This is a genomic window from Clavibacter sp. CT19 (assembly GCF_027858075.1).
Lineage (GTDB): Bacteria > Actinomycetota > Actinomycetes > Actinomycetales > Microbacteriaceae > Clavibacter > Clavibacter tessellarius_A.
Genome location: NZ_JAQHYR010000009.1, coordinates 168,502 through 190,238, shown reverse-complemented (window position 1 = coordinate 190,238; position 21,737 = coordinate 168,502). Strand labels below are relative to the sequence as shown.

Here is a 21,737-nt window from a genome sequence, read left to right as displayed (position 1 = left end):
GGCGCCGCACGTAGCGTCGGCGCATGACCTCCCCGCGCACCGAGCAGGCCGAGACCGCCGCCCCCGATGAGGACGCCGACGCGACCGTCGGGCAGGCGCTCTTCCCGCCGCCGGCGCATCTCGCGGCGGCGGCGAACGTCAAGGCGGAGGCGTTCGCGCGAGCCGACGCGGATCCGGTCGCCTTCTGGGAGGAGGCCGCCCGCCGCCTCGACTGGGAGACGCCGTGGGAGACCGCGCACACGTGGATCCCGCCGGTCGCCGCCGACGGCACCCCGCAGGTGCCCGCGGCCACGTGGTTCGCGGGCGGCTGCCTCAACGTCGCGGCGAACTGCGTCGACCGGCACGTCGCCGCGGGGCGCGGGGAGAAGGTCGCGCTGCACTTCGAGGGCGAGCCGGGGGACCGGCGCGCGGTCACGTACCGCGACCTCCAGGACGAGGTGTCCCGCGCCGCCAACGCGCTCACGGACCTCGGCGTGGGGCCAGGTGACCGCGTGGTGATCTACCTGCCCGTGCTGGTCGAGACGATCGTGGCGACGCTGGCGGTCGCCCGCATCGGCGCCGTGCACTCGCTGGTGTTCGGCGGCTTCTCCGCGGAGGCGCTGCGCTTCCGGGTGGAGGACACGGGCGCGAAGCTGCTCATCACGAGCGACGGGCAGAACCGCCGCGGCACCGCCGTCGAGACGAAGCCGCAGGCCGACGAGGCCGTCGCGGGCATCGCGTCGATCGAGCACGTGCTCGTCGTCCGCCGCACCGGGCAGGACGTGCCCTGGACCCCGGGACGCGACGTGTGGTGGCACGACGCCGTCGGATCCGCGTCGCCGGTCCACGAGCCGCGGGCCTTCGACGCCGAGCACCCGCTCTTCATCATCTACACGTCCGGCACGACGGGACGCCCCAAGGGCCTCGTGCACACCTCCGGCGGGTACCTGACCCACGCGTCCTGGGCGCACTGGGCGCACTTCGACGCGAAGCCCGACGACGTGCACTGGTGCACCGCCGACCTCGCCTGGGTCACCGCGCACACCTACGAGATCTACGGCCCGCTCTCCAACGGCCTGACCCAGGTGATCTACGAGGGCACGCCCGACACGCCCCACCGCGGGCGGCACCTCGAGATCATCGAGCGGTACGGGGTGACGACGTACTACACGGCGCCCACGCTCATCCGCTCGCTCATGAGCTGGCACCCCGACGGCGTGCGGGAGGCGCACGACCTCTCGAGCATCCGGCTGCTGGGATCCGTGGGGGAGGCGATCAACCCCGCCGCGTGGCGCTGGTTCCACCGGGAGATCGGCGGCGGGCGGGCGCCCGTCGTCGACACGTGGTGGCAGTCCGAGACAGGAGCGGCGGTCATCGCGCCGCTGCCCGGCGTCGCGACCCTCAAGCCCGGCGCCGCCGGCCGCGCCCTGCCCGGGTTCCGGGTGGACGTGGTCGACGATGACGGCGAGCCCGCCGCGGACGGCGAGGGCGGCCTCCTCGTGATCCAGCGCCCGTGGCCCGGCATGGCCCGCACCGTGTGGGGCGACCCGGACCGCTACCGCCGCGCCTACTGGGAGCGATTCGCCGAGCGGGGCTGGTTCCTCGCGGGCGACGGCGCGCGCCGGGACGCCGACGGCGACATCGCCCTGCAGGGCCGGATCGACGAGGTCGTCAACGTGTCCGGCCACCGGCTCTCCACCATCGAGATCGAGTCGGCGCTCGTCGCGCACCCGCGCGTGGGGGAGGCCGGGGTCACGGGAGTCGCCGACGAGCTCACGGGGCAGCGCGTCGTCGCGTTCGTCGTGCCGCCCGGCGACGACCGCCCGGCGGACGACGACGCGGCGGGCTGGCACGCGCTCGCCGCGGAGCTGGAGCCGCTCCTCACCGCGCACGTGGCCCGTGCGATCGGCCCGGTCGCCAAGCCCCGCCGCGTCGTCGTCGTGCCGGACGTGCCGAAGACGCGCTCCGGCAAGATCATGCGCCGCCTCCTCGCCGACATCGTGGAGGGCCGGACCCTCGGCGATGCGACGAGCCTGCAGGACGCCGCCGTGCTGGGCCGGATCCGCGCGGTGCTGGACGCCTCCGCGGGCTGAGCGGAGGACGCGGCCGGGTCGACCGGGCCAGCCCGCTCGGGCGGTAGTAGTTTGTGCGGCCATCTACTCAGGCATACCATCTACCTATGGACGCGAACTGGCCGGGCGAGTGGCTCCGGGGTCCCCTCGAGATGATGGCGCTCGCCGTCGTCGCCGAGGGGGAGACCTACGGCTACCTCATCGCCGCCCGCCTCGAGGAGGCGGGCATCGGCACCGTCAAGGGCGGCACCCTGTACCCGATCCTCGCCCGCCTCGAGCAGGCGGGGGCGCTGGCGTCCGAGTGGCGCCAGGGGGACGGGGGCCCGGGCCGGAAGTACTACTCGGCCACCCCGGTCGGCCGCGCCCGCCTGGACGAGCAGCGCCGCCGATGGCTGCTGTTCGCGGAGCGCACGACCGCACTGCTCGCACCCCGGAGGGACCCCGCATGACCACCACGACCGAGTACACCCAGCAGCTCGCCCTCGCGCTCCGCATGCGCGACGTGCCCGGCGCCGCCATCGGCGACGCCGTCGCGCAGGTGGAGAGCCACGTCGCCGACACGGGGGAGGATCCCGTAGAGGCGTTCGGCCCCGCGCGGGCCTACGCCGCGAGCGTCGCCGCCACCGTCGACCGCCCGGCCCCGGCGCTCCGGGTGGTCCGGCTCGCCCTCCTGGCGCTCGCCGGCGCCCTGCTCGGGGTCGCCCTCGCGCTCGGGATCGCCGGGCTGGTGCGTGGCGAACCGGTGGTCGGCGGGATCCCGCCGATCGTCGCCGTGCTCGTGGGTGGCCTCGGCATCGTCGGCGTCCTCGTCGTCGTGAGCGTCGTTTCCGCACGGCGGATGCGCGGCCCGCGCATCCACGCCGGGGAGGGGCGCTCGCGCGGGTGACGGGGTGGCGCCGACACGGCGCCCGGCCGACACCCGCTAGAGTGACCGGCGGAACAGACCACCTTTAACATCCGTCCCGAGAGGCGGGGAAGGAGGTCGGATTGCCTCAGCGCGTCGTGCTGCAGCCCTCTGACATCACCCGTGCGCTCACGCGCATCGCCCACGAGATCCTCGAGTCGAACCGCGGCCCCGCCGGCCTGCTGCTCCTCGGCATCCCGACCCGCGGCACCGTCCTCGCCGAGCGCATCGGCCGGATCATCGCCCGTCTCGAGCCCGACGCCCCCGCCGACCTGGTGGGCTCGCTCGACGTCACCATGTACCGCGACGACCTGCAGCGGAACCCGACCCGGGCACCCGCCCCCACGCTCCTGCCGCCCGGCGGCGTCGACGGCCGCACGGTCGTGCTGGTGGACGACGTGCTCTTCTCCGGCCGCACGGTGCGCGCCGCCCTCGACGCCATCGGCGACCTCGGCCGCCCCACGGCCGTGCGCCTCGCCGCGCTCGTCGACCGCGGGCACCGCGAGCTCCCCATCCGAGCCGACTTCGTGGGCAAGAACCTGCCATCGAGCCTGGCCGAGCGCATCTTCGTGCGGCTCGACGAGATCGACGGCGAGGACGCCGTCACGATCGCCGGTCCCGACGACGCACCCGCCGCGACCGAGGGCGAGGCCCGATCATGAGGCACCTGCTCTCCACCCGCGACCTGTCCCGCGACGAGGCGGTCCACATCCTCGACGTCGCCGAGGACATGGCCGACGTCGGCACCCGCGAGATCAAGAAGACGCCCGCGCTCCGCGGACGCACGGTCGTCAACCTGTTCTTCGAGGACTCGACCCGCACGCGCATCTCGTTCGAGGCGGCCGCCAAGCGCCTCTCGGCCGACGTCATCAACTTCAGCGCCAAGGGGTCGAGCGTCTCGAAGGGCGAGAGCCTCAAGGACACCGCGCAGACGCTGCAGGCGATGGGCGCCGACGGCGTGGTCGTCCGCCACCCGTCCTCGGGCGCACCGCACACCCTCGCTGGCAGCGGTTGGATCGACGCAGGCATCGTCAACGCGGGCGACGGCACGCACGAGCACCCCACGCAGGCGCTGCTCGACGCGTTCACGATCCGCCGCCGGCTGCACGGATCCGCCGCGCGCGGGAAGGGCCTCGACGGCACGCGCGTCGTCATCGTCGGCGACGTGCTCCACAGCCGCGTCGCCCGCTCGAACGCGTGGCTGCTCACGACGCTCGGCGCGGAGGTCACGCTCGTCGCGCCGCCCACGCTCGTGCCGGTGGGCGTCGGATCCTGGCCCGTCACCGTGCGCTACGACCTCGACGCGGCGCTGCGGGAGGGCAGGCCCGACGCGGTGATGATGCTGCGGATCCAGGCCGAGCGCATGCGCGCCGCCTTCTTCCCGAACCCGCGCGAGTACGCGCGCATCTGGGGCCTCGACGACGCGCGGCTCGCGCTCCTCGGGCCCGATACGATCGTCATGCACCCGGGGCCCATGAACCGCGGGCTCGAGATATCCGCCGCCGCCGCCGACTCGGAGAGGTCCACGGTGCGCGAGCAGGTCGCCAACGGCGTCTCGGTGCGCATGGCCGTCCTCTACCTCCTGCTGTCCGGCGACGGGAAGGCCGACCGATGACCCAGAACGAGATGACCCAGGACACGATGACCCTGGACGACACGCACCTGATCCGCGGCGCCACCCTGCCCTCCGGCGAGCGCGCCGACATCCTCGTCGCCGACGGGCGCATCCGGGCGATCGGCGCCGACCTCGACGCCCCCGCGGGCGCGCGTGTCCTCGACGCGGACGGCCTGGTCGCGCTGCCCGGCCTCGTCGACCTCCACGTGCACCTGCGCGAACCCGGCTACGAGCAGAGCGAGACCGTGCTCACGGGATCGCGCGCCGCGGCCCTCGGCGGCTTCACCGCGGTCTTCGCGATGGCGAACACGATGCCCGTGCAGGACACGGCGGGCGTGGTCGAGCAGGTCAAGGCCCTCGGCGACGCGGCCGGCTACGCCACCGTCCGCCCCATCGGCGCCGTGTCGGTCGGGCTCGCGGGGGAGTCGATGGCGGAGATCGGCGCCATGGCGTCCAGCCGCGCCGCCGTCCGCGTCTTCTCCGACGACGGCAAGTGCGTCTCCGACCCGCTCCTCATGCGCCGCGCGCTCGAGTACGTGAAGGCCTTCGACGGGGTCATCGCGCAGCACGCGCAGGACCCGCGCCTCACCGAGGGCGCGACCATGAACGAGGGCGAGCTGTCGGGCGAGCTCGGCATCACGGGCTGGCCCGCGGTCGCGGAGGAGTCGATCATCGCGCGCGACGTGCTGCTCGCCGAGCACGTGGGATCCCGCCTGCACGTCTGCCACGTCTCCACCGCGGGCTCGGTCGACGTGATCCGCTGGGCCAAGGCCCGCGGGGTCGACGTCACCGCCGAGGTCACGCCGCACCACCTGCTCCTCACCGAGGACCTGGTCGCCGGCTACGACGCGCGCTACAAGGTGAACCCGCCGCTCCGCCGCCGCGCGGACGTCGAGGCGCTCCGCCAGGCGCTCGCCGACGGCACGATCGACGTCGTCGCGACCGACCACGCGCCGCACCCGACCGAGGCCAAGGACTGCGAGTGGGACGCGGCCGCGTTCGGCATGGTCGGCCTCGAGTCGGCGCTCTCGGTGGTCCAGCTCGCGATGGTCGACACCGGGCTCCTCGACTGGCAGGGCGTCGCCCGGGTCATGTCGCACGCGCCCGCGCGCATCGGCCGCCTCGCCGAGCACGGGCACGTCCTCGAGGCGGGTGCCCCGGCGGACATCACGCTGTACGACCCCGCGGCCTCGCGCGTCTTCGGGCGCGACGACCTCGGCGGCCTGAGCGGCAACTCGCCGTACCTCGAGATGACGCTGCCGGGTCGCGTGGTCGCCACGTTCCACCGCGGCTACCCGACGGTGCTCGACGGCGCCCTCGTCGACCGCGATACCGTCGCGCGCGCCGCGGTCCTCCGCGACCGGGCCGACGCCGACGCGCGCGAGGCGGCGGCCGACGCCGCGGCGGGACGCGCATGAGCGACCGCACCGGACCCGCGCTCACCGTGATCGCGCTCCTCCTCCTGCTGCTCGCGCTCATGGTGCTCGGCTGGCGCGCGCGCCGCCGTCGCCAGCGCGCCCTGCCCGAGCCGCCGCGGCCGCCCGAGGACCTCGGTGCGCCCGACCTCGAGGTCGACGTGCTCTACGTCGCCACGACCACGGCCGGCCAGCCGCTCGACCGGCTCACGGTCGCGCCCCTCGGGTTCCGGGGACGCGCGGCCGCCCGGATCCACCCGGCCGGCCTGGTGCTCGCGATCGACGGCGAGCGCCCGGTGCTCGTGCCGGCCGACCGGATCACCGGATCCGGCCTCGCGACCTACGCGATCGACCGCGTCGTGGAGGAGGGCGGCCTCGTGGCCGTCACCTGGCTCCTCGACGAGGCCGCCGGCGTCGAGGTCGACACGTACCTCCGGGTGATCGACCCGCGCGAGAAGACCGCGCTCGTCGACGCCCTCCACCGCATCCCCCGCCCCGCGCACGACGACGACAACGAAGGGAAGTGACCGACATGGCCCGACACGAACCGGCGGTCCTGGTACTCGAGGACGGACGGAGGTACGTCGGACGCGCGTACGGCGCCCGTGGCACCACGCTCGGCGAGGCCGTCTTCGCGACCGGCATGACCGGCTACCAGGAGACGATCACCGACCCGTCCTACGCGGGCCAGATCGTGCTCCAGACCGCGCCGCACATCGGCAACACCGGCATGAACGACGACGACATGGAGTCCCGCCGCATCTGGGTCGCCGGCTACGTCGTCCGCGACCCCTCCCGCGTGGTCTCGAACTTCCGCGGGCAGCGCACCCTGGAGGACGACCTCGTCGCCCAGGGCGTCGTCGGCATCTCCGGCATCGACACGCGCGCCGTCACCCGCCGGATCCGCGACGAGGGCGCCATGCGCGCCGGCGTCTTCTCCGGCGAGGCCTTCGCGCTCGGCGACGAGGAGCAGCTCGCGCAGGTGCGGCAGGCGCCCGACATGGCGGGCCGCAACCTCTCCGCCGAGGTATCCACGCAGGAGACGTACACGATCCCCGCCGTGGGCGAGCGCATCGGCTCCGTCGCCGTGCTCGACCTCGGCATCAAGACCGCGACGGTGAAGCACCTCGCCGCCCGCGGGCTCGACGTGCACGTGGTGCCGCAGAGCATCACCACCGAGCAGCTCGCCGAGCTCGCCCCCACCGCGGTCTTCTACTCGAACGGCCCCGGCGACCCCGAGGCGTCGCAGTACCACGTGGAGCTGCTGCAGGACGTGCTGCGCAAGGGCATCCCGTTCTTCGGGATCTGCTTCGGCAACCAGCTCCTCGGCCGCGCCCTCGGCTTCGACACCTACAAGCTGCCGTTCGGGCACCGCGGGATCAACCAGCCCGTGCTCGACCGCCGCACCGGCCGCGTCGAGATCACGAGCCAGAACCACGGCTTCGCGGTCTCGGCGCCGCTCGACGGCCCCGTCGAGAGCCCGGCCGGCTTCGGCCGCGCCGAGGTCAGCCACGTCTCGCTCAACGACCAGGTGGTCGAGGGGCTCAACTGCCTCGACATCCCCGCCTTCTCGGTGCAGTACCACCCGGAGGCGGCCGCAGGCCCGCACGACTCGTCGTACCTCTTCGACCGGTTCATCGAGCTGATCCACGCCGCGGGCGACGCCCCCGCATCCGCCGCGACCCCCCAGGAGACCGTGTAATGCCCAAGCGCGACGACATCAACAGCGTCCTCGTCATCGGCTCCGGGCCGATCGTCATCGGCCAGGCCGCCGAGTTCGACTACTCGGGCACGCAGGCCTGCCGCGTGCTCCGCGAGGAGGGCGTGCGCGTCATCCTCGTGAACTCGAACCCCGCCACGATCATGACCGACCCGGGCTTCGCCGACGCGACCTACATCGAGCCGATCACGAGCGAGGTGCTCGAGAAGATCATCATCAAGGAGAAGCCGGACGCGGTGCTCCCCACCCTCGGCGGCCAGACCGCGCTCAACGCGGCCATCCGCCTCGACGAGCTCGGCATCCTCGCCAAGCACGGCGTGGAGCTCATCGGCGCGAAGGTCGAGGCCATCCAGAAGGGCGAGGACCGCCAGCTCTTCAAGGACCTCGTGATCGAGTCCGGCGCCGACGTCGCCCGCTCGCACGTCGCGAAGACGCTCGAGCAGGCCGTGGAGTTCGCCGAGGACCTCGGCTACCCGCTCGTGATCCGCCCGTCCTTCACCATGGGCGGCCTCGGCTCCGGCTTCGCGCACACGCGCCAGGAGCTCGAGCGCATGGTCGCCGACGGACTGCAGTCGAGCCCCACCACCGAGGTGCTCCTCGAGGAGTCGATCCTCGGCTGGAAGGAGTACGAGCTGGAGCTCATGCGCGACACGGCCGACAACACGGTCGTCGTCTGCTCCATCGAGAACGTCGACCCGGTCGGCGTGCACACGGGCGACTCCATCACGGTCGCGCCCGCCCTCACGCTCACCGACCGCGAGTACCAGCACATGCGCGACATCGGCATCGACATCATCCGCCGCGTGGGCGTCGACACCGGCGGCTGCAACATCCAGTTCGCGGTCGATCCCGCGGACGGCCGCCTCATCGTCATCGAGATGAACCCGCGCGTCTCCCGCTCGAGCGCGCTCGCGTCGAAGGCGACGGGCTTCCCCATCGCGAAGATCGCCGCGAAGCTCGCCATCGGCTACCGGCTCGACGAGATCCCCAACGACATCACCAAGGTCACGCCCGCGAGCTTCGAGCCCACGCTCGACTACGTGGTCGTGAAGGTGCCGCGGTTCGCGTTCGAGAAGTTCCCGGCCGCCGACGCCGAGCTCACCACCACCATGAAGTCGGTCGGCGAGGCCATGGCCATCGGCCGCAACTACTCGACCGCGCTGCAGAAGGCGCTGCGCTCGCTCGAGAAGCGCGGATCCTCGTTCCACTGGGGCCCCGAGACCCGCTCGGTCGACGAGCTGCTCGAGGTGAGCCGCACGCCCACCGACGGCCGCATCGTCACGGTGCAGCAGGCCCTCCGCGCGGGCGCCACGGCGGAGCAGGTCTTCGACGCCACGAAGATCGACCCCTGGTTCATCGACCAGATCGTGCTCATCAACGAGGTCGCGGACGCCGTGCGCGACGCGGGGTCGCTCGATGCGGAGACGCTCCGCGAGGCCAAGGACCACGGCTTCTCGGACGCGCAGATCGCCGAGATCCGCGGGTTGAGCGAGCAGGAGGTGCGCGACGCGCGCCACGCGGCCGACATCCGGCCCGTGTTCAAGACGGTCGACACGTGCGCGGGCGAGTTCCCCGCGCTCACGCCGTACCACTACTCCAGCTACGACTCCGAGACCGAGATCGTGGCGTCCGACCGCCGCAAGGTGATCATCCTGGGCTCGGGCCCGAACCGCATCGGCCAGGGCATCGAGTTCGACTACTCGTGCGTGCACGCGTCCTTCGCGCTGTCCGACGCCGGGTTCGAGACGATCATGATCAACTGCAACCCGGAGACGGTCTCCACCGACTACGACACGAGCGACCGGCTCTACTTCGAGCCGCTCACGCTCGAGGACGTGCTCGAGATCGTGCACGCGGAGCAGCAGGCCGGCGAGCTCGTCGGCGTCGTCGTGCAGCTCGGCGGCCAGACCGCGCTCGGGCTCGCGAAGGGCCTCGAGGCCGCGGGCGTCCCGATCCTCGGCACGAGCCCGTCGGCCATCGACCTGGCGGAGGAGCGCGGCCTGTTCTCCGGCATCCTCGACGCCGCGGGCCTCGTGGCGCCGCGCAACGGCACGGCCACCGCGATCGACGAGGCCGTGGTCGTCGCGGAGGAGATCGGCTACCCCGTGCTCGTCCGCCCGAGCTACGTGCTCGGCGGCCGCGGCATGGAGATCGTCTTCGACACCGCCACGCTGCACGACTACTTCCTGCGCATGGCCGACCAGGGGATCATCGGCGAGGGCAAGCCCCTCCTCATCGACCGGTTCCTCGACGACGCCATCGAGATCGACATCGACGCCATCTACGACGGCACCGAGCTGTACGTCGGCGGCGTCATGGAGCACATCGAGGAGGCCGGGATCCACTCGGGCGACTCGAGCTGCACCCTCCCGCCCGTGACCCTCGGCCGCGGCCAGATCCAGCAGGTCGTCGACGCCACGCGCGCCATCGCCGAGGGCGTGGGCGTGCGCGGCCTCCTCAACGTGCAGTTCGCGATCGGCGCGGGCGTGCTCTACGTCCTCGAGGCGAACCCGCGCGCCAGCCGCACGGTGCCCTTCGTCTCCAAGGCGCTCGGCATCCCGCTCGCGAAGGCGGCGTCGCTCGTCATGGTCGGCACCTCCATCGCCGAGCTCAAGGCCTCCGGGCTGCTGCCCGAGCGCGACGGATCCGACGTCCCGATGGACTCGCCCGTCGCCGTGAAGGAGGCCGTGCTGCCCTTCAAGCGGTTCCGCACGAAGGACGGCCTCATCGTCGACTCCGTGCTCGGCCCGGAGATGCGCTCCACGGGCGAGGTCATGGGCATCGACCGCGACTTCCCCCGCGCGTTCGCCAAGAGCCAGGAGGCGGCGTTCGGCGGCCTCCCGCTCTCGGGCACGGTGTTCGTCTCGGTCGCCGACCGCGACAAGCGCTCGATCGTGCTGCCGGTGCTGCGCCTCCAGCAGCTGGGCTTCGAGGTGCTCGCCACCGAGGGCACGGCGGAGATCCTCAGCCGCAACGGGATCCAGGCGCGCGTCGTCCGCAAGTACAGCGAGACGCCGGCCGCGGGGGACTCGCCGTCGATCGTGGACCTCATCAACCGCGACGAGGTCGACGTCGTCATCAACACCCCGTCGGGCCGCACCGCCCGCGCGGACGGCTACGAGATCCGCGCCGCGGCCGTGGCGGCGGACAAGCCGCTGTTCACGACCATCGCGCAGCTCACGGCCGCGGTCGCGTCGTTCGACGCCATCCGCGCCGGGTTCGACGTCACGAGCCTGCAGGACTACGCGATCGCCCGCGAGGCCCGCAGGTGACGACCGCCGACGGCGGGGCGGCTCCGGCCGTCCCGCCGTTCGGCGCGCGCCTCGCGCGGGCGTTCCGCGAGCACGGGCAGCTCTGCGTGGGCATCGACCCGCACCGGTCGCTGCTCGACGCGTGGGGCCTCGCCGACGACGCACGCGGCCTCGAGGAGTTCGGCCTGCGCGTGGTCGACGCGACGGCCGGGCGCGCGGGGATCGTCAAGCCGCAGGTGGCGTTCTTCGAGCGCCACGGATCCGCCGGGTACGCCGCCCTCGAGCGCGTGCTCGCGGCCGCCCGTGACGCCGGCCTCCTGGTGATCGCGGATGCCAAGCGCGGCGACATCGGCTCCACGGTCGACGCGTACGGCGCCGCGTGGCTCGCGCCCGACAGCCCGCTGCGCGCCGACGCCGTGACCCTCACGGCCTACACGGGCGTCGGATCCCTCGACGGCGTGCGCACCGCTGCCGACGTGTGGGGCGCGGGCGTCTTCGTCCTCGCCGCCACCTCGAACCCCGAGGCGCGCGGGCTCCAGCGCGCGCTGCTCCCCGGCGGCGGATCCGCGTCCGCCCACCGCACGGTCGCCCGCGCGATCCAGGACGCCGCCGTCGCCGCCAACGGGTCGCTCGACGATCCCGCGGCCGAGCCCGGCGCGTTCGGCCTCGTCATCGGCGCGACCGTCGACGCGGCCGACGCCGGCCTCGACCTGGCGCGCCTCACCCGCACGCCGATCCTCGCGCCCGGCTTCGGCCACCAGGGCGCGCTGCTCGCCGATGTCCGGAAGCTGTTCGGCCCGGCCGCCGGCGTTGTGGTCGCGAGCGCCTCGCGGAGTATCCTCGCGGCAGGGCCACGGCGTGTCGCGGAGGCCGTCACCGATCACGCCGCACGACTCAGAGAGGCGCTCCCATGAGGCCCGAACCACCCGAGGTCGACCGCGTCGCCGCCTCCCAGGCCGCGGTCGCCGCGCGCCGGGCCCGCGCCGAGGTGAAGCACGACATCGTCACGGGGGAGCGCACCCCGCTCGGCGTGCTCGACGCGTCCGCGGATCCCGCCCGCCGCGCCGAGGCCACCCTCCGCGTCACCGAGTTCCTCACGAGCATCCCGAACATCGGCCCCACCAAGCTCGAGCGGATCCTTGGCGAGCTCGGCATCTCCACGGCCAAGCGCCTCGGCGGCCTCGGCGTGCACCAGCGCGTGCGCCTCACGCGCTTCCTCGAGGAGTGGCAGGCCGCGAAGCAGATCGTGGAGCCGAGCCGCCTCGTCGTGCTCGCCGGCCCCACGGCCGTCGGCAAGGGCACCGTATCCACCTTCATCCGCGAGAACGAGCCCGACGTGCTCCTCTCCGTCTCCGCCACCACGCGCGCGCCGCGTCCCGGCGAGGTCGAGGGCGTCAACTACTACTTCGTGTCCGACGCGGAGTTCGACCGCATGGTCGAGCACGGCGAGCTCCTCGAGTGGGCCACCGTGCACAACGCGCACCGCTACGGCACGCCGCGCGCGCCCATCGACGTGGCGCTGGCCGAGGGCCGGAGCGTGCTGCTGGAGATCGACATCCAGGGCGCCCGCCAGGTGAAGGCCGCCATGCCGGAGGCCAGGCTGGTGTTCCTGCTGCCGCCCACCTGGGAGGAGCTGGTGCGCCGACTGGTCGGCCGCGGCACCGAGGGGCCCGAGGAGCAGCAGCGTCGGCTCGACACCGCGAAGGTCGAGCTGGCCGCCCAGGACGAGTTCGACCACCTCGTCGTCAACCGCGATGTCGCGGAGGCGGCGCGCGAGGTCGTAGACTTGATGAAATCCAGGAAGGCCGTCGGTCCATGACACGGACCCGTGCGGCCTTCTTCCATGCAATGAGGAAGCGGCACATCCATGGTTGACAAGACCCAGGGCATCATCGACCCGCCCATCGACGAGCTCCTCTCGAAGGTCGACTCGAAGTACGCGCTCGTGATCTTCGCCTCCAAGCGGGCCCGCCAGATCAACGACTACTACGCCGACCTGCACGAGGGCAGCCTGTTCGACAACGTCGGACCGCTCGTCGACTCCACCATCGACGACAAGCCCCTCTCGGTCGCCATGCACGAGATCAACGAGGACAAGCTCGTCGCCACGCCCATCGTGGAGCCCGCGGCCTCCTAGCCGCCCGCCGTCCCGGATGCCCCGCGCCGACCGCACCCCGCACGCCCTCCCGGCCCCCGAGCCCCGGAGCGCCGCCGCGTGATGGTCGTCGTGGGCATCACGGGCGGCATCGCGGCGTACAAGGCCGTCGGCGTGGTCCGGGGCCTCGTGCTCCTCGGCCACGACGTGCACGTCGTGCCCACCGAGGCCGCGCTCCGCTTCGTCGGGAAGCCCACGCTCGAGGCCGTGAGCCGCAACCCCGTCACGAGCGACCTCTACGACGGGGTCTCCGAGGTCCGCCACGTGGCGCTCGGCCAGAAGGCCGACCTCATCGTCGTCGCCCCGGCCACCGCGCACACGCTCGCGTCCATGGCCCTCGGCCTCTCGGACGACCTGCTCGGCACCACGATCCTCGCCAGCCGCGCGCCCCTCGTCGTCGCGCCCGCGATGCACACCGAGATGTGGCAGCACCCGGCCACCCAGGCCAACGCGGCCCTCCTGCGCTCCCGCGGCGCGACCCTCGTCGGCCCCACCTCGGGCCGGCTCACCGGCACCGACTCCGGGCCCGGCCGCATGGCCGAGGTGGAGGACGTCATCGCCGCGGCCCTCGCCGCCGTCCGCCCGGGCGGACGCGACCTCGAGGGCCGCCGCGTCCTCGTCTCGGCTGGCGGCACGCGCGAGCCGCTGGACCCCGTGCGCTTCCTCGGCAACCGCTCGTCCGGCCGCCAGGGCGTCGCCCTCGCGACGGCCGCGCGCGACCGCGGCGCCGACGTCGTGCTCGTCGCCGCGCACCTCGAGGTGACAGCGCCCGCCGGCGTCCGCGTCGTGCCCGTGTCGACCGCGCTCGAGCTGTCCCACGCCATGGTCCGCGAGGCGGACGACGCCGACGTCGTCATCATGGCCGCGGCCGTCGCCGACTACCGGCCCGTCCGGGTGTCGGAGGGCAAGATCAAGAAGGACGAGGCGGGGGAGTCGCTCTCCGTCGAGCTCGTGCGGAACCCGGACGTGCTCCAGCGGCTCGCGGCGGACGCCGCCGTGCCGCGCGCGGACGGCTCGCGTCGCGTGGTCGTCGGCTTCGCGGCGGAGACCGAGGAGGACCCGGCGGAGCTGGTGCGCATCGGCCGCGCGAAGCTCGCCCGGAAGGGCTGTGACCTGCTCGTCCTCAACAGGGTGGGGTGGTCCGAGGGGTTCGCCACAGAGGGCAACGCGATCACGGTGCTCGGGAGGTCCGGCGATACACTGGCCGAGGCCTCCGGCTCCAAGGAGCAGGTGGCCCATCGAATTCTCGACGTAGTGGGTCTGCCGACTCCGCGGTAACGACTCCGCGGCAGCGATGGGCGGGCGCCACGCGATCCCCTGGAGGCCTCTGTGACCGACCTGCGCCTGTTCACCTCCGAGTCCGTCACCGAGGGCCACCCCGACAAGATCTGCGACCAGATCTCGGACAGCATCCTCGACGCGCTCCTGGCGCAGGACCCGTCGAGCCGCGCCGCCGTCGAGACGCTCGTCACCACGGGCCTCGTGCACGTCGCCGGCGAGGTCACCACGTCCGGCTACGTGGACATCCCGCAGATCGTCCGCGACCGCATCCGGGACATCGGCTACGACTCGTCCGAGGTCGGGTTCGACGGCAGCAACTGCGGCGTCACGGTCTCCATCGGCGCGCAGTCGCCCGACATCGCGCAGGGCGTCGACCGCTCGTACGAGTCGCGGTCGGGGACTGCGTCCACCGACGCGCGCGACCTCCAGGGCGCGGGCGACCAGGGCCTCATGTTCGGCTACGCGTCGCGCGACACCCCCGTGTTCCTGCCGCTCCCCATCTACCTCGCGCACCGGCTCGCCGAGCGCCTCGCAGCCGTCCGCCACTCGGGCGAGCTGTCGTACCTCCGGCCGGACGGCAAGACGCAGGTCACCATCGGCTACGACGGGCTCGTGCCGCGCACGGTCGACACGGTCGTGCTCTCCACGCAGCACGGGCCGCAGGTCTCCCAGGACGACCTCCGCCGCGAGGTCGAGGAGCACGTCATCCGCCCGGTGCTCGCGCAGGCGGCGGAGATCGGCATCGAGCTCGACTCGCGCGAGGCGACGATGCTCATCAACCCCACCGGCAAGTTCGAGATCGGCGGGCCGAAGGGCGACGCCGGGCTCACCGGCCGCAAGATCATCGTCGACACGTACGGCGGCTTCAGCCGGCACGGCGGCGGCGCGTTCAGCGGCAAGGACCCGTCGAAGGTCGACCGCAGCGCCGCGTACGCCATGCGCTGGGTGGCGAAGAACGCGGTCGCCGCGGGCCTCGCCGACCGGCTCGAGGTGCAGGTCGCGTACGCGATCGGCAAGGCCGCGCCCGTGGGGCTCTACGTCGAGACGTTCGGCACGGCGCACGTGCCCGAGGAGCGCATCGTGCGCGCCATCCGCGAGACCTTCGACCTGCGTCCCGCTGCCATCGTCGAGCAGCTGGACCTGCTCCGCCCCATCTACGCGCAGACCGCCGCCTACGGGCACTTCGGGCGCGAGCTGCCGGACTTCACCTGGGAGGCGCTCGACCGTGTCGCCGACCTGCAGAGCGCCGCGGGGCTCTGACGCGACCAGCCGCGCGGGTCGCCCCGTGACCGGGGGCGCGCGATGACCGTGGGGGAGACCGCGCCCGTCGGCGGACCCGCGACCACGGACGCCGCGTCCGGCGCGCGCCCGCCCGTGGTGCGGGTGATGGTGGACTCGCCGCTCCCGCAGCTCGACCGGCTGTTCGACTACGCGGTGCCCGAGGCGCTGCGCACGACGTGCGTCCCGGGCGTCCGCGTGCGCGTGCCGCTGCGCTCGGCGGGACGCGTGGCCGACGGCTACGTCATCGAGGTCGGCGACGGGCAGGGCTACGACGGCGCGCTCAGCGAGGTCGAGCAGGTCGTGTCGCCGCTGCCCGTGCTGCGGCCGGAGGTCTGGGCGCTCGCTCGCGCCGTCGCCGACCGGCAGGCCGGCACGGCATCCGACGTCGTGCGGCTGGCGGTGCCCCCGCGGCAGGTGCGCGTGGAGAAGGCGCACCTCGCGGGCCTCGCGGCGGCTGCCGACGCCGGCGATCGGACGGACGATGCCGAGGCCGCTCCGGTCGCGGACCCCGCCCTGCCTCCGATCGACGGCTACGCCCCCGGCTCGCTCGACGCCGTGGTCGACGCGTCCGGCCGCGCGGCCGTCGACGCGATCCCCGAGGTCGTCGAGCTGCCCGGCGGCGCATGGGCCGGGCGCTGGGCCGTCACGCTCGCGCAGGCCGCCGTCCGGGTGCTCGCGTCGGGCCGCAGCAGCATCCTCGTCGTGCCCGACTACCGCGACCAGGACCAGCTGGAGACGGCGCTCCGGGCCCACGCGCCCGCCGAATCCGTCATCCGCACCGATGCCCGCCAGTCCGGCCCCGACCGCTACCGCGCGTTCCTCCAGGGGCTGGGCGAGGAGCCGCGCATCGTCGTCGGCAACCGCTCCGCCGTCTACGCGCCCGCCGCGCGCCTCGGCCTCATCGCGCTGTGGGACGAGGGCGACCCGTTGCACGCCGAGCCGCTCAGCCCCTACGCGCACGCCCGCGACGTGGCGCTCCTCCGCACGCAGCAGCAGGGCACGGCGCTCGTCCTCCTCGCCCACTCGCGGAGCACGGAGGTCGAGCGGCTCGTCGCGATCGGCCACCTGGGGAGCGTCACGCCCGCCGTGAACCGGCCTCCGCGCGTCATCCCTACCACGTCGCAGACGGGTGACGAGGGCTTCGCGCGCCAGGCGCGCATCCCCTCGGGCGCGTGGCGCGCCGCCAAGGACGCGGTGGAGCACGGGCCGGTGCTGATCCAGGTCGCCCGCCCCGGCTACGCGCCGCTCGTGGCCTGCCGTGCGTGCCGGCAGGCCGCGCGCTGCACGGTCTGCACCGGGCCCCTCGGCATGTCGACCGCCACGAGCACGCCCACGTGCGGCTGGTGCGGCCACCTCGCCGGCGACTGGACGTGCGCCAACTGCGGATCCGACGAGCTGCGCCTCGTCACCATCGGCGCGGGCCGCACCGCGGAGGAGCTCGGCCGCGCGTTCCCCGGCGTGCAGGTCGTGGTCGCCGACGGCGAGCGCCAGGTGCAGGAGGTGGACGCGGAGTCGCGGCTCGTGGTCGCGACGCGCGGCGCGGAGCCCGTGGCGGCGGGCGGCTACCGCGCGATCCTCCTGCTCGACGGCGAGCGGATGCTCGCGCGCGAGAGCCTGCGGGTGGGGGAGGACGTGCTCCGCCAGTGGTCGAACGCCGCCGCCCTCGCCGCACCGCGCGCGCCCGTGATGCTCGTGGGCGTCGGCGGGCAGGTCGCCCGGGCGCTCGCCACCTGGCAGCAGCCGCGGTACGCGCGCGAGGAGCTGCTCGAGCGCCGCGCCCTGCGCTTCCCGCCCGCGGTGCGCGCCGCGAGCGTCGAGGGCCTGCCGGATGCGGTCGGGGCGGCCGTCGAGCGCCTGGCCGGGATCGAGGGCGTCGACGTGCTCGGCCCCGTGCCCACCGAGCAGGGCCGCGTGCGCGCCATCGTCCGGCTCGACTACGCCCGGGGCGCCGACGCGGCGCGGGAGCTGCGGGCGGCCGTCGTGCGCAACGCCTCGAGCCGCCGCAAGCCGGTCGCGGGTCGCACCGGGTTCCGGCCCACGGTCCCCCTCCGTGTACGGTTCGACGACACGGGGCTGTTCTGATGCACGTCGCCCACGCCGCCCGCCCTGCCGCCGCGGACCGCTGCGCCGCCCCGGCCGCCGCCGCCTCCGCCCGCCCCGCCCACCCGCACGTCGTCCCCGGAAGGGACCCGCAATGAGACTCGTCTTCGCCGGCACGCCGCTCCCGGCCGTCCCCTCGCTCCGGCTGCTCGCCGCGTCCGGCCACGAGGTCGCCCTCGTCGTCACGCGCGCCGACGCGCCGCTCGGCCGGAAGCGCGTGCTCACCCCGTCGCCCGTCGCCGCGGAGGCCGAGCGGCTCGGGATCCCGACGCTCCGCACCAACCTCCTCGACGACGAGGCCACCGCGCGCATCGCCGCGGTCGGGGCCGACCTCGGCGTGATCGTCGCCTACGGCGGCCTGGTCCGCGAGCCGCTGCTCTCCACTCCCGCGAAGGGCTGGATCAACCTGCACTTCTCGCTGCTGCCCCGGTGGCGCGGCGCCGCCCCCGTGCAGCGGTCGATCATGGCCGGCGAGCGCGTCACGGGCGCGAGCGTCTTCCAGCTGGAGCGCGGCATGGACACCGGGCCCGTGTTCGCGATGGAGGAACGCCCCACGGGCGAGCACGAGACGGCCGGTCACGTCCTCGACGCGCTCGCGGAGCAGGGCGCCGACCTGCTGCAACGCACGGTCGACGCCATCGGCGCGGGCACGGCCGTCGCGCGCCCGCAGGAGGGCGAGCCGACGCTCGCCCCCAAGACCACGATCGACGACGGCCGGATCGACTGGGCGCGGCCCGCGGAGGAGGTGCTCGCCCGGATCCGCGGCGTCACGCCCGAGCCCGGCGCGCACACCTCCGTGGACGACGTGCGCCTCAAGGTCCACCGCGCCGCCGCGCTGCGCGATGCCGCGCCGCTCGCGCCCGGCGCGCTCGGATCCGTCGACGGCCGCGTCGCCGTCGGCACCGCGACCCACCCGGTCGAGCTCATCCAGGTGCAGCCCGCCGGGAAGAGCGCCATGCCCGCCGCCGACTGGTGGCGCGGCATCACGAGGAAGGACGTCACCGCACGATGAGCGAGAGCACCGGATCCTCCGCCCGCCGGCCGGGCGGACGCCGCCCCTCGGGAGGAGGCCGCCGCGCCGACGACCGCCCCGACGTCGGCGGGCCCGCCACCGTGAGCCCCGCCCGCCGCGTCGCCTACGAGGTCGTGAGCGCGGTGCGCGAGTCGGACGCGTACGCGAACCTGCTGCTGCCCGTCCGGATCCGCCGCGCGGCCCTCTCCGCGCAGGACGCCGCGCTCGCCACCGAGCTGGCCTACGGCACGCTGCGCATGTCCGGCTACTACGACCGCGTGATCGAGCTGGCCGCCGGCCGCCCCGTCACCGCGATCGACGCCCCCATCCTCGACGTGCTGCGCCTCTCCGTGCACCAGCTCCTCAGCATGCGCGTCGCCACGCACGCCGCCGTCAACGAGGGCGTCGACATGGCGCGCGCGGTCGGATCCCGCTCCGCGACGGGCTTCGTCAACGGCGTCCTCCGCACCATCACGCGCTCGGAGCCCGCCGAGTGGCGGCAGCGCGTGCTCGACAGCGCCGCGAGCGACGACGAGCGCCTCGCGCTCGAGCACTCCCACCCCCTCTGGGTGCTGCGCGCCCTCCGCCAGGCGCTCGCCCGCGAGGGCCGCGCCGACGAGCTCGAGGACCTGCTGAGCGCCGACAACGCCGCGCCCGCCGTCAGCCTCGTCGCGCTCCCCGGCCTCGCGACCGTCGCGGAGACGGGCGAGCAGCCGGCCGCGTTCTCGCCCGTCGGCGCCTACCTCGAGGGCGGCGACCCGGTGGACGCGCCCGGCGTCGCCGAGGGCCGCGTGCGCGTGCAGGACGAGGGCTCCCAGCTCGCCGCCCTCGCGCTCAGCCGCGCCCGGCCCGTCACCCCCGGCGAGCGCTGGCTCGACCTGTGCGCGGGCCCCGGCGGCAAGGCCGCGCTGCTCGCCGCCGAGGCCGGCCGCTCCGGCGCCCTGCTCACGGCCAACGAGCTCGTCCCCGCGCGGGCGGGACTCGTCCGCGACGCCCTCCGCGCCGTCCCCGGCGACACCGAGGTGTGGGAGGCCGACGGCACCACCGTGGGGGAGGAGCACCCGGGCGCCTTCGACCGGATCCTGCTCGACGCCCCGTGCAGCGGCCTCGGCGCCCTCCGCCGCCGGCCCGAGGCGCGCTGGCGCAAGACCCCGCGCGACGTCGCGGGCCTCGGCGCGCTCCAGACCGGCCTCATCGACTCCGCGATAGGCGCGCTCGCGCCCGGCGGGATCCTCGCCTACGTCACGTGCTCGCCTCACCTCGCCGAGACGCGCGCCATCGTGCAGGCCGCGCTGCAGCGCCACCCGGACGTGACGGCGCTCGACACGCGCGCCGTGCTGCAGGAGGTGGCCGAGGGCGACCTCGAGCTGCCCGAGGCCGACCCGGACGCGGGCGCCCGCGGATCCAGCGTCCAGCTCTGGCCCCACCGGCACGGCACGGACGCCATGTTCATCGCCCTGCTGACCCGCCGGTAGGGTCGGGGCATGCCCGTCCGCATCGAACCGAGCATCCTGTCCGCCGACTTCGCGAACCTGGAGCGCGAGATCCAGCGCCTCGCCACGGCCGACCTCGTCCACGTCGACGTCATGGACAACCACTTCGTGCCGAACCTCACGTTCGGCCTGCCGATGGTGCAGCGCCTCCAGGAGGTGACCCCGGTCCCGCTCGACATCCACCTCATGATCGACGACGTCGACCGCTGGGCCCCCGGCTACGCGGAGGCGGGCGCCGCGAGCGTCACCTTCCACGCCGAGGCCACGGAGGAGCCCGTCGCGCTGGCCCGCCGTCTCCGCGCGATCGGCGCGCGCGCCGGCATCGCGTTGAAGCCCGGCACCCCCGTCGACGACTACCTCGACCTGCTCGCCGAGTTCGACCAGGTGCTCGTGATGACGGTGGAGCCCGGCTTCGGCGGCCAGTCGTTCATGCCCGAGACGATGCCCAAGCTCCGCGCCCTCCGCTCGCGCCTCCGCGACTCCGGGCACGACGTGTGGCTGCAGGTCGACGGCGGCATCGACGTGGAGACCATCGGCCGCGCGGCCGAGGCGGGCGCCGACACGTTCGTCTCCGGATCCGGCGTCTTCCGCGGCGGCGACCCCGAGGCGTCCATCGCCGAGCTGCGCCGCGCGGCCGAGGCGCACACGCACGCGCACTGACGGCGGCCCGGCGCGGATCTGCTTGACTGGATCCATGACCGACACCACCAAGCCCGAGGTCGAGCCCGTCGACGGCCCGGCCCCCGCAGAGCTCACCATCTCCGACGTCACCGTGGGCGACGGCCCCGAGGCCCAGCCCGGCGACACGGTCGACGTGCACTACCTCGGCGTCGACTTCGAGACCGGCGAGGAGTTCGACTCGTCCTGGAGCCGCGGCCAGTCCGTGCGCTTCCCCCTCCGCAGCCTCATCGCCGGCTGGCAGCAGGGCATCCCCGGCATGAAGGTCGGCGGACGCCGCCAGCTCGTCGTGCCGCCGGAGCTCGCCTACGGCCCCGCGGGCGGCGGCCACCGCCTCTCCGGCCGCACGCTGATCTTCGTGATCGACCTGCAGGGCGTCGGCTAGCACCGCGACCACGCACGACCAGCACCACCACCGGGAGGCCGGGAGCGCATCGCTCCCGGCCTCCCGTCGTCGTGCCGGGGCCCCTTCGCGCGGCTGTACCCTGGACCACGTGAAGACCTTCGATGACCTGTTCGGCGAGCTCACCCGCATCGCCGCCGAGAGGCCCGAGGGGTCCGGCACCGTCCGCGAGCTCGACGGCGGCGTGCACGCGATCGGCAAGAAGGTCGTCGAGGAGGCCGCCGAGGTCTGGATGGCGGCCGAGCACGAGTCCGACGACCGCGCGGCCGAGGAGATCTCGCAGCTGCTGTACCACGTGCAGGTCATGATGATCGCGCGCGGGCTCACCCTGGAGGACGTCGGCCGACATCTGTGACGCGCCCCGTCACCCGTCGACCC

General features: G+C 74.2%; 20 protein-coding genes. All 20 read left to right on the top strand.

Annotated features, from left to right (window positions below):
• Positions 1-23: 23 nt before the first annotated feature.
• The 20 genes from acs to PED38_RS12390 all read left to right on the top strand — a co-directional run bounded on the left by acs (position 24) and on the right by PED38_RS12390 (position 21,714).
• Positions 24-2,072: an acetate--CoA ligase gene (acs, locus tag PED38_RS12485; RefSeq protein WP_270981525.1), complete on the top strand. Its 2,049-nt coding sequence runs from the start codon at positions 24-26 to the stop codon at positions 2,070-2,072.
• 86 nt (positions 2,073-2,158) lie between these two features.
• A complete protein-coding gene (locus tag PED38_RS12480) occupies positions 2,159-2,500 on the top strand; it encodes a PadR family transcriptional regulator (RefSeq protein WP_270981524.1) in 342 nt (113 codons plus the stop codon).
• Positions 2,497-2,937 carry a hypothetical protein gene (locus tag PED38_RS12475; RefSeq protein ID WP_270981523.1) on the top strand — a complete coding sequence of 147 codons (441 nt, stop codon included), beginning with the start codon at positions 2,497-2,499 and terminating at the stop codon, positions 2,935-2,937. The genes PED38_RS12480 and PED38_RS12475 overlap by 4 nt, the downstream gene beginning before the upstream one ends.
• Before the next feature lie 101 nt (positions 2,938-3,038).
• Complete coding sequence (pyrR, locus tag PED38_RS12470) at positions 3,039-3,617, top strand: bifunctional pyr operon transcriptional regulator/uracil phosphoribosyltransferase PyrR (RefSeq protein ID WP_270981522.1); 579 nt, start codon at positions 3,039-3,041, stop codon at positions 3,615-3,617.
• Positions 3,614-4,570 (top strand): aspartate carbamoyltransferase catalytic subunit, encoded by a 957-nt coding sequence (locus PED38_RS12465; protein WP_270981520.1) that lies wholly within the window; start codon positions 3,614-3,616, stop codon positions 4,568-4,570. The genes pyrR and PED38_RS12465 overlap by 4 nt, the downstream gene beginning before the upstream one ends.
• 26 nt (positions 4,571-4,596) lie before the next feature.
• A complete protein-coding gene (locus PED38_RS12460) occupies positions 4,597-5,988 on the top strand; it encodes a dihydroorotase (protein ID WP_270981544.1) in 1,392 nt (463 codons plus the stop codon).
• The gene (locus tag PED38_RS12455) at positions 5,985-6,512 is read left to right on the top strand and encodes a PH-like domain-containing protein (RefSeq protein WP_063071757.1); all 528 of its coding nucleotides are present in this window, start codon (positions 5,985-5,987) and stop codon (positions 6,510-6,512) included. The genes PED38_RS12460 and PED38_RS12455 overlap by 4 nt, the downstream gene beginning before the upstream one ends.
• Before the next feature lie 5 nt (positions 6,513-6,517).
• Complete coding sequence (carA, locus tag PED38_RS12450; RefSeq protein ID WP_063071935.1) at positions 6,518-7,687, top strand: glutamine-hydrolyzing carbamoyl-phosphate synthase small subunit; 1,170 nt, start codon at positions 6,518-6,520, stop codon at positions 7,685-7,687.
• Complete coding sequence (gene carB / locus PED38_RS12445; RefSeq protein ID WP_270981518.1) at positions 7,687-10,977, top strand: carbamoyl-phosphate synthase large subunit; 3,291 nt, start codon at positions 7,687-7,689, stop codon at positions 10,975-10,977. The genes carA and carB overlap by 1 nt, the downstream gene beginning before the upstream one ends.
• On the top strand, positions 10,974-11,870 hold the full coding sequence (gene pyrF / locus PED38_RS12440) for an orotidine-5'-phosphate decarboxylase (RefSeq protein WP_270981517.1): 897 nt from the start codon (positions 10,974-10,976) through the stop codon (positions 11,868-11,870). Before carB ends, pyrF begins: the two co-directional genes overlap by 4 nt.
• Positions 11,867-12,775: a guanylate kinase gene (gmk, locus tag PED38_RS12435; protein WP_063071759.1), complete on the top strand. Its 909-nt coding sequence runs from the start codon at positions 11,867-11,869 to the stop codon at positions 12,773-12,775. Before pyrF ends, gmk begins: the two co-directional genes overlap by 4 nt.
• Positions 12,776-12,823: 48 nt before the next feature.
• Positions 12,824-13,093, top strand: a complete 270-nt coding sequence (gene rpoZ / locus PED38_RS12430; protein ID WP_012038467.1) for a DNA-directed RNA polymerase subunit omega — start codon at positions 12,824-12,826, stop codon at positions 13,091-13,093.
• A 78-nt stretch (positions 13,094-13,171) separates the two neighbouring features.
• Positions 13,172-14,389, top strand: a complete 1,218-nt coding sequence (gene coaBC, locus PED38_RS12425) for a bifunctional phosphopantothenoylcysteine decarboxylase/phosphopantothenate--cysteine ligase CoaBC (protein WP_270981515.1) — start codon at positions 13,172-13,174, stop codon at positions 14,387-14,389.
• Positions 14,390-14,440: 51 nt separating this feature from the next.
• Positions 14,441-15,652: a methionine adenosyltransferase gene (metK, locus tag PED38_RS12420; RefSeq protein WP_270981513.1), complete on the top strand. Its 1,212-nt coding sequence runs from the start codon at positions 14,441-14,443 to the stop codon at positions 15,650-15,652.
• A 42-nt stretch (positions 15,653-15,694) separates the two neighbouring features.
• Positions 15,695-17,755, top strand: a complete 2,061-nt coding sequence (locus PED38_RS12415; RefSeq protein ID WP_270981511.1) for a primosomal protein N' — start codon at positions 15,695-15,697, stop codon at positions 17,753-17,755.
• A 112-nt stretch (positions 17,756-17,867) separates the two neighbouring features.
• Positions 17,868-18,785 (top strand): methionyl-tRNA formyltransferase, encoded by a 918-nt coding sequence (fmt, locus tag PED38_RS12410; RefSeq protein WP_063071762.1) that lies wholly within the window; start codon positions 17,868-17,870, stop codon positions 18,783-18,785.
• Entirely contained in the window at positions 18,782-20,260 is a 1,479-nt protein-coding gene (locus tag PED38_RS12405; protein ID WP_270981510.1) for an RsmB/NOP family class I SAM-dependent RNA methyltransferase, read from the top strand. The genes fmt and PED38_RS12405 overlap by 4 nt, the downstream gene beginning before the upstream one ends.
• A gap of 9 nt (positions 20,261-20,269) precedes the next feature.
• Entirely contained in the window at positions 20,270-20,938 is a 669-nt protein-coding gene (gene rpe, locus PED38_RS12400) for a ribulose-phosphate 3-epimerase (RefSeq protein ID WP_270981509.1), read from the top strand.
• Between the two features lie 34 nt (positions 20,939-20,972).
• Positions 20,973-21,341, top strand: coding sequence for an FKBP-type peptidyl-prolyl cis-trans isomerase (locus PED38_RS12395; protein ID WP_063071764.1), 369 nt, complete (start codon positions 20,973-20,975; stop codon positions 21,339-21,341).
• 109 nt (positions 21,342-21,450) lie between these two features.
• Positions 21,451-21,714 (top strand): phosphoribosyl-ATP diphosphatase, encoded by a 264-nt coding sequence (locus PED38_RS12390; protein WP_012038459.1) that lies wholly within the window; start codon positions 21,451-21,453, stop codon positions 21,712-21,714.
• Positions 21,715-21,737 lie beyond the last annotated feature (23 nt).